Source organism: Cypionkella sp., assembly GCF_036782355.1.
Classification (GTDB): domain Bacteria; phylum Pseudomonadota; class Alphaproteobacteria; order Rhodobacterales; family Rhodobacteraceae; genus Cypionkella.
In genome coordinates this window covers 39708-51676 of record NZ_DAIPZF010000001.1, presented here as the reverse complement: position 1 = coordinate 51676, position 11969 = coordinate 39708, and the positions used below count along the sequence as shown (strand labels likewise).

The 11969-nt window shown below is 60.5% G+C and carries 10 protein-coding genes; 3 read left to right on the top strand and 7 right to left on the bottom strand.

Translation table 11 applies throughout. From position 1 onward, the window contains the following. Positions 1 to 2: 2 nt before the first annotated feature. Together V7Q10_RS00235 and V7Q10_RS00230 are read left to right on the top strand one after the other, a co-directional pair. A complete protein-coding gene (locus tag V7Q10_RS00235) occupies positions 3 to 914 on the top strand; it encodes an OmpA family protein (RefSeq protein ID WP_333867016.1) in 912 nt (303 codons plus the stop codon). A 92-nt stretch (positions 915 to 1006) separates the two neighbouring features. Further along, positions 1007 to 1795, top strand: coding sequence for a DUF2793 domain-containing protein (locus tag V7Q10_RS00230; RefSeq protein WP_333867015.1), 789 nt, complete (start codon positions 1007 to 1009; stop codon positions 1793 to 1795). On the opposite strand, the gene dxs is transcribed toward V7Q10_RS00230, so the two are convergent. The 6 genes from dxs to V7Q10_RS00200 all read right to left on the bottom strand — a co-directional run bounded on the left by dxs (position 1787) and on the right by V7Q10_RS00200 (position 7038). Continuing rightward, entirely contained in the window at positions 1787 to 3679 is a 1893-nt protein-coding gene (gene dxs / locus V7Q10_RS00225; protein WP_333867014.1) for a 1-deoxy-D-xylulose-5-phosphate synthase, read from the bottom strand. The genes V7Q10_RS00230 and dxs overlap by 9 nt on opposite strands. Positions 3680 to 3685: 6 nt before the next feature. Then, positions 3686 to 4555, bottom strand: coding sequence for a polyprenyl synthetase family protein (locus V7Q10_RS00220; protein ID WP_333867013.1), 870 nt, complete (start codon positions 4553 to 4555; stop codon positions 3686 to 3688). Then, a complete protein-coding gene (locus V7Q10_RS00215) occupies positions 4552 to 4806 on the bottom strand; it encodes an exodeoxyribonuclease VII small subunit (protein ID WP_333867012.1) in 255 nt (84 codons plus the stop codon). Before V7Q10_RS00215 ends, V7Q10_RS00220 begins: the two co-directional genes overlap by 4 nt. Continuing rightward, on the bottom strand, positions 4803 to 5729 hold the full coding sequence (locus tag V7Q10_RS00210; RefSeq protein WP_333867163.1) for a histone deacetylase family protein: 927 nt from the start codon (positions 5727 to 5729) through the stop codon (positions 4803 to 4805). The genes V7Q10_RS00215 and V7Q10_RS00210 overlap by 4 nt, the downstream gene beginning before the upstream one ends. A 110-nt stretch (positions 5730 to 5839) precedes the next feature. After that, positions 5840 to 6541, bottom strand: a complete 702-nt coding sequence (locus V7Q10_RS00205) for a response regulator (protein WP_333867011.1) — start codon at positions 6539 to 6541, stop codon at positions 5840 to 5842. Next, positions 6538 to 7038 carry a MarR family winged helix-turn-helix transcriptional regulator gene (locus V7Q10_RS00200; protein WP_333867010.1) on the bottom strand — a complete coding sequence of 167 codons (501 nt, stop codon included), beginning with the start codon at positions 7036 to 7038 and terminating at the stop codon, positions 6538 to 6540. The genes V7Q10_RS00205 and V7Q10_RS00200 overlap by 4 nt, the downstream gene beginning before the upstream one ends. Before the next feature lie 138 nt (positions 7039 to 7176). Between V7Q10_RS00200 and V7Q10_RS00195 the strand changes: the two genes are divergently transcribed. Next, entirely contained in the window at positions 7177 to 8043 is an 867-nt protein-coding gene (locus V7Q10_RS00195; protein WP_333867009.1) for a branched-chain amino acid aminotransferase, read from the top strand. A gap of 67 nt (positions 8044 to 8110) precedes the next feature. Here the strand turns inward: V7Q10_RS00195 and V7Q10_RS00190 are convergent, their stop codons facing one another. Further along, a complete protein-coding gene (locus V7Q10_RS00190; protein WP_333867008.1) occupies positions 8111 to 11776 on the bottom strand; it encodes a Hint domain-containing protein in 3666 nt (1221 codons plus the stop codon). Between the last annotated feature and the right edge of the window lie 193 nt (positions 11777 to 11969).

Genomic DNA, 11969 nt, shown 5'->3' with positions numbered 1-11969 from the left:
GTGTGCGGTTAGAGAAAGCTGTTTTCCTTGGCTTGGCGCTGTTGGGCGCAGTGGTGCGCCCGCTTTGGGCGGCACCTGATCTGGTTTTGACCTTTCCCGCCCCCGCCGAACAGACCGACGAAAGCCACGAGATCGGCAGCTTCGCGCTTGCCTCTGGCGCCTTTGTCGATGGCAAAGCCGCGATGGTGCAGGGGGTGGGGCAGCTGCGGCAAGTGGCGTGGCGGCTTGCGATTGCGCGCCCCGTGACCGAGGATCTGATGCAGGATTTGGCGCGGCAGATCCTGCAAGCCGGCTATCAACCGATCTTTGAGTGCAGCGATCAGGCCTGTGGTGGTTTCGATTTTCGATTTAATATCAGGACTTTGTCCGAACCTGCCCTGCATATTGATCTGGGCGATTTCCGCTATCTTTTGGCGCAGCGGCAGGGTCAGGCGGGGCTGGACTATGCCAGTCTTTTGGTCTCGCGCGGGGCAGAGGCGGGCTTTGTGCAACTGACCCTTGCGGGCAGTGCGGCCGCGCCGCCGGTTGAAGCGCAAAGCGATCTGGCGCTTGCCTTGACGGCAGCGCAAAAGCTGGTGCTAGAGGATCTGGATTTCCCCGCAGGCTCGGCCAGTCTTGCGCCGGGCGATTACGCCAGCCTGCGCGATTTGGCGGCTTGGTTGCGGGCAGACCCCAAGCGGCGGGTGACTTTGATCGGCCATACCGATGCCACGGGGCCGCTTTCTGCCAATATCGAGCTTTCAAAACAACGTGCGGCCAGCGTACAGGCGCTGCTGCTGACAAAGTTTGATCTAAAGCCAGAGCAGATCGATTTCGACGGGGTTGGTCCGGCCACGCCACGCGCGGATGACGCCACCGCAGCCGGTCGCGCGCTGAACCGGCGGGTCGAGGTCGTGGTTTTGCCGCAAGGTTAAAACGATGTGAACGGCGCGGCGGCAGCGATAACCGATTTTTGACGCCCCGCCGCGATGCTTTCGATCCAAACAGCCCATGCCGGAGCGCCAAAATGGATCAAACCCCTCGCCTTGCCCTGCCCTATATCGCGCCCTCACAGGCACAAAAACACGTCACCCATAACGAGGCGCTGCGGCAGTTGGATGCGGTGGTGCAATTGGTGCTGCAAGACGCAAATGCTGTGACCCCGCCCGCGCTGCCCGCTGACGGGCAAGTTTGGGCTTTGGGCGCAGCCCCTGTCGGCGATTGGGCCGGACAGGCGGGCAAGCTGGCGGTTTGGGCAGACCCCGCTTGGCAGTTCGTGGCACCACAATCAGGCTGGCGGGCTTGGGATCTGACGACAGCGGCCTTGGTCTATTGTGACGGCGCGCAGTGGCTGGCCGTGCCCGCAAGCCTTGGCACGCCGGCCAGCTTTGGCATCAATGCCAGCGCCGATACCACCAATCGTTTGGTGGTGGCCAGTGACGCCAGCCTGTTCACCCATGACGGCGCGGGCCATCAGATCAAGATCAACAAGGCGAGCGCTAGCGACACCGCAAGCCTGCTTTATCAAAGCGGCTGGGCAGGGCGCGCCGAAATGGGGCTGAGCGGCAGCGATGATTTCGCAATCAAGGTCAGCGCCAATGGCAGCGATTGGTTGGCTGCGCTGGTGATCGACAAGGCGACAGGGCACGCGGGCTTTGGCACCTATGCCCCTGCCCGCGCGGTGCATATTGCAAGCGTGCTGCGGCTTGAACCTTCAGCGGCGCCTGCAAGTCCTGCGGCGGGCGACATTTACTATGACAGCACCAGCAATAAGCTGCGCTGCCATGATGGCACGGTTTGGCACGACCTATTCTAGGATCAGCGCGCGCACTTTCGCCTCGATCTGGGCGGCGTCCATGCCTGCGACCTGATACATCGCCTCGGGGCTGGCCTGATCAATAAAGATGTCGGGCAGCACCATCGAGCGGAACTTAAGGCCGCGGTCAAACACGCCCTCATCGGCCAAAAGCTGCGCGACATGGCTGCCAAAGCCGCCGACAGCGCCTTCCTCGATGGTGATCAGCGCCGCATGGTCGCGGGCAAGCGTCAAGATCATCTCGCGGTCCAGCGGTTTGGCGAAACGGGCATCGGCAATCGTCGGGGTAATGCCTTGGGCCGCAAGAGATTCGGCGGCCTTTTGCACCTCGGACAGGCGGGTGCCAAACGACAACAGCGCAACCTTTGCGCCCTGCTGGATGATCCGCCCCTTGCCGATTTCCAGCGGAGTGCCGCGCGCAGGCATTTCGACGCCGGTGCCTTCGCCGCGCGGATAGCGAAAGGCGATCGGCCCATCGTTATGCGCGGCGGCGGTGGCGACCATATGCATCAGCTCGGCCTCATCGGCGGCGGCCATCACCACCATGCCGGGCAGATTGGCCAAAAACGCCACATCAAAGCTGCCCGCATGGGTGGCACCATCGGCCCCCACCAGCCCCGCGCGGTCGATGGCAAAGCGCACCGGCAAGCGCTGAATGGCGACGTCATGCACCACCTGATCATAGCCGCGCTGCAAAAACGTCGAATAGATCGTGCAAAACGGCTTCATCCCGCCTGCCGCCAAGCCTGCCGAAAAGGTCACCGCGTGCTGTTCGGCAATGCCGACGTCAAAGGTGCGTTTTGGAAAGCGCGCGCCGAACAGATCAAGCCCGGTGCCATCGGGCATGGCAGCGGTGATGGCAACGATTTTATCGTCGGCCTCTGCCTCGGCGATCAGAGCTTGGGCAAAGGTTTTGGTATAGCTGGGCGCGTTCGAGGCGGCCTTGACCTGCACCCCCGTCAGCACATCAAACTTGCCTGTTGCGTGGCCCTTATCGCGCGCGGCCTCGGCGGGGGCATAGCCCTTGCCCTTTTTGGTCAGCACATGGATCAAGGTCGGCCCGGTGGCGCGGGCATGGGCTGTGCGCAGCACCGGCAGCAGTTGATCAAGGTCGTGGCCATCAATCGGCCCGATATAGGAAAACCCCAGTTCCTCGAACAGAGTGCCGCCCACCGCCATGCCCTTAAGCATTTCCTTGGCGCGGCGCGCACCTTCTTGAAAGGGTTCGGGCAGCAAAGACACCATGCCCTTGGCCGCCGATTTCAGATCATGAAACGGCTCGCCCGCATAGATGCGGCTAAGATAGGCCGACAAAGCCCCCACAGGCGGCGCAATCGACATCTCGTTGTCGTTCAGGATCACGAACATGCGCTTTTTCAGATGGCCCGCGTTGTTCATCGCCTCGAAGGCCATGCCAGCCGACATCGACCCGTCGCCGATCACCGCCACCGCATCGCCCGGATCACCGCCCAGATGGGCGGCCATCGTAAAGCCCAGTGCTGCGGAAATCGAGGTCGAGCTATGCGCCGCGCCAAAGGGGTCAAAGGCAGATTCGCTGCGTTTGGTAAAGCCCGAGAGCCCGCCTTCGGTGCGCAGCGTGCGGATCCGCTCGCGGCGACCGGTCAGGATTTTATGCGGATAGCATTGATGCCCGACATCCCAGATGATTTTATCGCGCGGAGTGTTGAACACCGCATGCAGCGCAACCGTCAGTTCGACCACGCCCAGCCCAGCGCCCAGATGCCCGCCGGTGACAGAGACCGCCGAGATGGTTTCCGCCCGCAGATCATCGGCCAAAAGCCGCAGCTCGCGGTCCGAAAAGCCCTTCATATCGGCGGGCAGGTTCACGCGGTCAAGCGTGGGGGTCACGGGACGGTTCGGCATATTTCCTCAGCTTTCCCGCGCGATCACGAAACGGGCACAGTCGATCAGGTTTCGGGCAGGCGCGCCATAGGGCGCAAGGCTGTCGCAGGCCTCGGCCACAAGGGAAGTGGCGCGCGCACGGGCCGCTTCAAGCCCCAGCAAAGACACAAAGGTGGCCTTGCCGGCTTGGGCATCTTTTTGCAGCCGCTTTCCGGCTTTGGTGGCATCGCCGGTGACATCCAGAATGTCGTCTGCGATCTGAAAGGCAAGGCCCAGCGCATCGGCATAGGCGCGCAGCGGGGCGGGATCAGCCCCTGCGATCACGGCGCCTGCTTCGGCAGAAAACTGGATCAGCGCGCCGGTTTTGCCCGCCTGAAGTGCTGTAATCTGCGCAAGCGTCAAAGGATCAGCGGCGGTTTCGGCGGCGATATCAAGCGCTTGACCGTAGACCATGCCATCGGCCCCTGCGGCACGCGCAAGACCCGCGACCAAGGCGATGCGCACCTCGGCTGCGCCAAGGGCGGGGTCGGTCAGCAGCTCGAAGGCAAGGGTTTGCAGCGCATCGCCTGCAAGGATCGCCGTGGCCTCATCCCATTTGCGGTGCAGCGTCGGCAGACCACGACGCAGATCGTCGTTATCCAGCGCCGGCAGATCGTCATGCACCAGCGAATAGGCGTGCATCGCTTCGACAGCGGCGGCGGCGGGAAGGGCGCAAGGTGCCTCGACCCCCAACATTCGCGCCGATTCCAGCACCAGAAAGCCGCGCAGCCGTTTGCCGCCCGCCGAGGCATAGGCCATCGCATGGATCACGGCTTGATCAGGTTTGGCGGCAAAGGCCGTATCAAGCCGCGCTTGGATCAGGGCGGCATCGGCAGCAAGACGGGCCGGAAAGCTCACATCCCCTCCACCGCGGTGGCGCTGACAGCGCGGCCTTCGGCGGCCCGGATCAGCTCGACTTTTTCTTCGGCGTTTTTCAATTTGTCGGCGCAATGGGCTTTCAGCGCAGCCCCGCGTTCATAAAGCGCGATGCTTTGTTCGAGCGCCACTTCGCCACGCTCCAACTGGGTGACCACGGTTTCCAAAGCGGCCATCGCCTCTTCAAAACTCATCTCTGCCACGGCTTTCGCGACGGCGGGCTTGTCGGTCATCGGCTGCGCTCCTGTAAAACACCAACATGGGCTGCGACCGAAGCCGTCAGCGCAGGCAGATCATAGCCGCCCTCTAAACAGGATACCACCCGCCCGTGACAGAAGGTATCGGCCAAATCGCAAATGCGGTGCGTCAGCCAAGCGAAATCTTCCGCCTGCCATTCCAGCCCCGCCAGCGGGTCATCGGCATGGGCGTCAAAACCGGCACTGACAAGGATCAATTCAGGGCGAAAGGCGGCGATGCGGGGAAAGATCACCGCCTCATAGCCTGCGCGCATCGACCCGCCCCCGCTGCCGTCGCGCAGCGGCAGATTGACGATTTGCCCATGCGCGCCGACCTCACGCGGGCTGCCGGACCCTGGGTAAAGCGGCATCTGATGGCTGGAACAAAACAGCGCGCGGGGTTCATGCCACAAAAGATCTTGGCTGCCATTGCCGTGATGCACATCGAAATCAACAATCGCCAGCCGCGACAGCCCGTGATGATCCAGCGCGCGCTTGGCGGCAATGGCGACGGTGCCAAACAGACAAAAGCCCATCGCGGTTTCGGTTTCCGCGTGATGCCCCGGCGGGCGGGCGGCAACAAAGGCGTTGCGCGCTGTGCCTGCAACCACCGCATCCACCGCCGCACAAGCGCCACCCACCGCCCGAAAGGCGGCATCAAGCGATCCGGCAGACAGATAGGTATCGCCATCAACCTGCGCAAAACCACTGGCGGGGGCTGCCGCGCGCAGGCGGTCGAGATAGGCTTGCGGATGGCAGCGCAGCACTTCGGCATCGGCGGCAAGTGGGGCGTCTTCGAACCGTAAATCCAGACCTGCCAAACCCGCATCCACCGCCGCCAGACGCGCCACCTGTTCAGGATGGCCCGCGGGGGTGACATGCCCTGCAAAGGCGCCATGGCGAAAACACAGGGTTGTCATGATCGGCCTTTGTTTGCTGCGGCCCTGTGGGTCATGGCCATGCACCAAAGCATGCAAGCCCACATCGCTTTCCGTCAAGCCTATCGCGTCAGCCAAAGCCTTGCAGCGCCTTAATCGGGTTGCAGCATATAGCCTTCGCCGCGCACGGTTTGCAGATAGCGCGGCTGTTTGGGGTCGGCCTCAATCTTCCGACGCAGACGGGTGATTTGCACATCAACCGCGCGTTCTTGGCCGCCGCCCTCTTCGCGCGGCAGATCGCCAACCAGCCGGTCGCGTGACAGCGCCACTCCGGGCTGCGCAGCAAAGACCCGCATCAGACCCGCTTCGGTCGAGGTCAGCCGCACCAGCTCGTTGCCCTGCCACAGCTCGCCACGATCAATGTCATAGCGCACTTGGCCCAGATGCAGCACCTTTGGCACCGCACCGTTGGCGGTTTGTGCAGGCATCCGGCGCAAAATGGCGTTGATCCGCAGCAAAAGCTCTTTGGGCTCGAAGGGCTTTACAAGATAGTCATCCGCCCCCGCCTCTAGCCCCTCGATACGGTTCGAGGTTTCGCCCTTGGCGGTCAGCAGCAAGATCGGCACCGAAAGCCTGCGGCGCAAATCGCGGGTCAGGGTGATGCCATCTTCGCCCGGCATCATCACATCTAGCACCAGCATATCAAATTCCAGCCCCGCCAAAAGCCTGCGCGCCTGAACCGCATCACGGGCGACCGAAACCAGAAAACCATTGCGGATCAGGAACTTTTGCAACAGTCCGCGAATGCGTTCGTCGTCGTCTACCACCAAAAGATGCGCTGCAAGATCGCTCATGCTGTACCCTCCTTCAGCGTCAGATATTGGCGGCGTTGCTCGGGATCCATCATCGCCTCGAGCACGGTGCGAAATCCCTGCACGGCAGCAGGGCCAGCGGCACGGTAAGCCGCACGCATCCGCGCGCGCTGCGCGTCAGACAACTTGCGTTCCAAGGCTGCACCCTTTTCGGTCAGGTAAAGATGCCGTTCGCGCTTGTCTTTTTTACCCACCCGCGCCTCGACCAGACCATCGTCAAACAGGCTGCGCAGCACGCGGTTCAGCGATTGCTTGGTCACCCCCAATATCGCGAGCAGATTGCCAACCGTGGTGCCGGGCGAGCGGTGGATGAAATGCACCGCGCGATGATGCGCACGGCCATATGCCATGCCTTCCAGAATGCGGTCAGGGTCAGCGGTAAAGCCGCGATAGGCGAAAAACATCGCCTCGACACCCTTGCGGATATTCTCATCGGTTAGAAACAGCAGGCTTTCGCCGCCGGCAGGTGTCTCGGCCATCGGTGCCTCCCTTTGCAGCGAATTTACGTCAGTCTTGTTGACATTCCAAGTCATAAGGTTTAGCCAAATCACGATTTCGCGCAACTTTATGCCCGTTTCGGACCTATTGCGCGCAACTTATGCAAATTGGAGTCGAACATGGCTGGCTATGACGATCGCGACGGGTTCATCTGGATGGATGGCAAATTGGTGGAATGGCGCTCGGCTCAGGTGCATATCCTGACCCATGCCATGCATTACGCCTCTTCGGTTTTCGAGGGCGAGCGCTGCTATGGCGGCAAGATCTTTAAATCGGTCGAGCATTCCGAACGCCTGCGCAAATCGGGCGAGCTTTTGGACATGCCGCTGCCCTATTCGGTGGCCGAAATCGAAGCCGCAAAAGAGGCAACGCTCAAGGCCAACAACCTGACCGACGGCTATGTGCGGGCACTCGCGTGGCGCGGTGCGGGCGAAGACATGGGCGTTGCCGCCAAGCGCAACCCGATCCGCATGGCGGTCGCGGTTTGGTCTTGGGGCAACTATTACGGCGACGCCAAGATGAAAGGCGCCAAGCTTGACATCGCCAAGTGGAAACGGCCTTCGCCCGAAACCATTCCGCATGCTGCCAAGGCCGCCGGACTTTACATGATCTGCACGATGTCGAAACATGCAGCCGAGGCCAAGGGCTGTTCGGATGCGATGATGTTTGACTATCGCGGCTATGTTGCCGAGGCGACAGGCGCGAATATCTTCTTTGTCAAAGACGGCGAAGTGCATACCCCCAAGCCCGACGCTTTCTTGAACGGCATCACCCGCCAGACCGTGATTGGTATGCTGCGCGAAAAGGGCATCACAGTTCACGAGCGTGTTATCATGCCCGCTGAATTGGAAGATTTCCAGCAATGCTGGCTGACGGGAACCGCAGCCGAGGTGACGCCGGTTGGTCAGATCGGGGATTACAATTTTGAAGTTGGCGCCCTGACGCAGCAAATCTCCGCCGATTACGAAAAGCTGGTGCGCGCCTGATGCCTTTGCCTGTGACGCCCAAGCCAGGATTGAGTGTCACAGGCTGACCGCGCGTGGCCTCTGGCGCTTAACCCGCCAGTCGCATCGGTTCGCGCCAGACATACGGCCCGTCAGAGATCTGCAACAACTTCGCCTCATGGGCGCGCAAACTACGCCGCGCCGAGGCACCATAGCTGGCCAGACCATCGCGCAGCAAATTAGGAAAGGTCGCAAAGATTTGCGCCCGCGAGGCCGAACTCAGCGCGGCAAAGCCTTCCTCGCCGGGATAAAAGCTTTCGCTGGGCGTGCCTTCTGCATAGACGATCTGATGTGAGTCGAACATGATGTGAAAATAGGTGACCTGGGCCATCGGCACGGCGCGGATCGCCCCGCCATCGACCAGCATCTTGGCGGGAACCAACACCTCCTCTTCGCCAAACAGCAGCTCAACCTGCCAACCGCGCACCACCATCCGGTGCAAGGGCGACACCAGCAGATCGCGGTGATTGCTTAGGGTTCCGGCTTCGATCAAGATCGGCGCCAAATCTGTCCGCGCCGCGACAGTCATCGAGCCGATCCAGCGGATCGGCTGCAAGCCATGGTCAGCGGTTTCAACCAAATCACCGCGCTTGAGCATTTCGATAGGGCGCTTGCCTTTGGCAGTGGTGATCCGCGTGCCTTTGACAAAACACACAGCGGTGTCTTGCACCGTCAGCAAAGTGGCATCCACCGCCACGCCGCCATTCAGGATTTGTAAGCCACCGGCCGATTGTAAAATTCCATCGGCCTGATCTGCGCGCAGCCACGTTAGGGCAGTGCTATAGGTATTGGCCGGATTAGCCGCATTCCGCGCCGCCAAAGTGGTGGCGTTGTAAAACTGCGAAAGATCGACAAAATCACCGGCGGTAAAATCGGTGATCGTATCGGCGCCCTGGGCGACAAAAACATCCGCCCCCGCGCCCCCTGTCAGCGTATCGGCTCCTGCACCGCCGTCCAGCGTATCATTTCCAGCGCCGCCAAACAGGGCGTCAGACCCGTCGCCACCCTGAAGGCTATCATCTCCGCTGGGCACAAAATTCGCAGGCAATGGACCCGAGGATTGAATGACCACATTGTCAACCTGACCATCGGTCGCAACAGTGGCGGTCGCAGTGGTATTGGTGATCACCAAGGTGTTGTTTGTCGTGGCAGAGGTGAAGGTCAGGCTGACAGGCAGCACCGATGCATTGTTCACGGTTTCGGTTGTTGTGCCGATAACCGTGCCGTATGCGTCCAGAACTTCGATCTTGAAAGTGTGTTTGCCAACGCCCCAGCCGTTTTCCAGCAGATCGAGGCTTAGCGTCTGCTGTTGGCCCGCATTGACCTGAAAGCTTTGCCGGATCGAATCGCCGTAGGCGGCCTCATCGTTGTTGTTGAACGAGGCGCGGCCATCGCCGTATTCCATCGGCGCTGCGCCGCCCGTTGGGTTGCCAATGGTCCAACCCGTCAGGCCGGCACTAAAATCGCCATTGGTGATGCGGTTGCCTGTCAAGACAGGGTCTCCGACATCCCCATAGATCAGATCATTGCCGGCATCACCGGAAATGGTGTCATTACCCGCGCCACCATAAATTGTATCGGCGCCATCACCGCCCTGAATGCTATCGTTGCCGTTGCCCGAAAAACCCGAGTTAAGCAGCCCCGAGGACTGAATGACCACATTGTCAACCTGACCATCGGTCGCAACAGTGGCGGTCGCAGTGGTATTGGTGATCACCAAGGTGTTGTTTGTCGTGGCAGAGGTGAAGGTCAGGCTGACAGGCAGCACCGATGCATTGTTCACGGTTTCGGTTGTTGTGCCGATAACCGTGCCGTATGCGTCCAGAACTTCGATCTTGAAAGTGTGTTTGCCAACGCCCCAGCCGTTTTCCAGCAGATCGAGGCTTAGCGTCTGCTGTTGGCCCGCATTGACCTGAAAGCTTTGCCGGATCGAATCGCCGTAGGCGGCCTCATCGTTGTTGTTGAACGAGGCGCGGCCATCGCCGTATTCCATCGGCGCTGCGCCGCCCGTTGGGTTGCCAATGGTCCAACCCGTCAGGCCGGCACTAAAATCGCCATTGGTGATGCGGTTGCCGATCAGAGCCGAACCGCCTGTATCACCATAGATCAGATCATTGCCGGCCCCGCCCGCAAGACTGTCATCCCCCGCGCCGCCCAAGACAATGTCATCACCAGCGCCGGCTATGATGACATCCTTGCCATCCCCCGCTTCAATGTAATCGGCTTGGCCGCTGCCACTGATTAAGTCGTTGCCTGCGCCGCCGTAAAGGAAAGCACCTTGCGCATTGGCGTTTGGATTGGCGAAAAGCGAGTCATTTCCATCGCCGCCATAAAGCGTATCCGCCCCCGCGCCAGACACTCCACCAAACTGCATATCGCCATAAAGCACGTCATCGCCGGCGTCGCCGAACAACACGTCTGCGCCAAGGCCGCCATTCAGCGTGTCATTATCTGCCCCGCCATAAAGCAAATCCGACCCGCCGGTGCCACCGAACAAGACGTCATTGCCACCGTCACCGAAAATCGTATCGGCCTCACCATCGAAGGTGCCGCCGTCCAGCGTGTCATTGCCCGCACCGCCTGTGATATAATCTGCGCCCTGACCGCCATCGACAAAATCATCGCCAGCGTTGTCACCAATGATCGTATCCGCGCCGGCGCCACCATAGGTGCTGTCGTTGCCTGCGCCATCCCAGACGAAGTCGTTGCCGGAGCCGGCATAGATCAGATTGCTGCCGGTGTTATTCGCAATCCCTCCGACATCATCAATGGTATCATCGCCGTCACCCGCGTAAACGGTGTCATTGCCCGTGCCGTAGACAATAAGGTCATTGTTGGCACCGCCATAAAGCAGATCGTTGCCGTCGCCGCCGTAAACAGAATCTTCGCCAAGGCCGCCCAAAAGGGTGTCATTGCCACCATTGCCACTGATAATGTCATTGCCCGCGCCGCCATCCAGCAATTCAGAGGTGTCGTTGCGGCCTGTGATCGTATCGGTGCCGCTGCCGCCAAGCACGGTTTCAATGCTGGAAAGCACCCTGCCGTATTGATCCTGGCCGGTTTCCAGATTCAAATTATAGGAATAGGCATCTACCGCAGAGCCTGCAATCTGATAGGTGTCGTCGCCCGCGCCACCGTAATAGCCTTCGTTGACGCCGAAATTGGCCAGAATGACGTCATTGCCATCGCCGCCATAAATCGTGTCGTCATTACTCCCGCCGTCCAGCACATCATTGCCAGCACCGCCAAAAAGTCTGTCAAAGCCATCGCCGCCCAAAAGCGTGTCATCGCCCGTGCCGCCATCAAGCGTGTCATCGCCGGTGCCGCCGTCAAGCAGATCCCAGCCAACGCCTCCAAATAGGCTGTCGCTGCCCGAGTCACCAAAATACTGATCGTCGCCACCATTTTCGCCCCAAAGCGAATCATCGCCCGAACCACCGAAATAGGTATCATTGCCCGAGCCATCCCAGACCAGATCATTGCCCGAGCCGCCATAGACAAGGTTTTGGCCCGGTAAAATCGGAGCCCCGCCGGCGTCATCGATGGTGTCGTTGCCAGAACCGGCATAGACCGTATCGTTGCCAGCGCCATAGTTGATAAGATCATCACCCCGGCCGCCATAGACCATATCATCGCCGGCACCGGCAAAGATCTGGTCACCCGCCGAAGAGCCGGTAATGGTATCGCTGTTGTTTGTGCCGTTAAACGTCGCCATTTCGCCCCGCTTGTGCCAACAGCTTGTTTGCGCAGTGACGCGCAAGGCAAGACAAGCAGGGCAAAGCCCAAAGCTGCCTTTTCAACCTGAAAAACACACCTGATTTGGCCTTTGCGGCCTGACTGCTCTTTTTTTGCGGTTCGACATCCATTGGTATCGAACTCTTATCTTTAGTATAGAGCCAGCTCGAGGG

Coding starts and splice junctions, on each gene's coding strand:
- V7Q10_RS00205 (WP_333867011.1), bottom strand. CDS start 6,541: ATGAGCGATCTTGCAGCGCATCTTTTGGTGGTAGACGACGACGAACGC.
- V7Q10_RS00195 (WP_333867009.1), top strand. CDS start 7,177: ATGGCTGGCTATGACGATCGCGACGGGTTCATCTGGATGGATGGCAAA.
- V7Q10_RS00190 (WP_333867008.1), bottom strand. CDS start 11,776: ATGGCGACGTTTAACGGCACAAACAACAGCGATACCATTACCGGCTCT.
- V7Q10_RS00215 (WP_333867012.1), bottom strand. CDS start 4,806: ATGACCGACAAGCCCGCCGTCGCGAAAGCCGTGGCAGAGATGAGTTTT.
- V7Q10_RS00230 (WP_333867015.1), top strand. CDS start 1,007: ATGGATCAAACCCCTCGCCTTGCCCTGCCCTATATCGCGCCCTCACAG.
- V7Q10_RS00200 (WP_333867010.1), bottom strand. CDS start 7,038: ATGGCCGAGACACCTGCCGGCGGCGAAAGCCTGCTGTTTCTAACCGAT.
- dxs (WP_333867014.1), bottom strand. CDS start 3,679: ATGCCGAACCGTCCCGTGACCCCCACGCTTGACCGCGTGAACCTGCCC.
- V7Q10_RS00210 (WP_333867163.1), bottom strand. CDS start 5,729: ATGACAACCCTGTGTTTTCGCCATGGCGCCTTTGCAGGGCATGTCACC.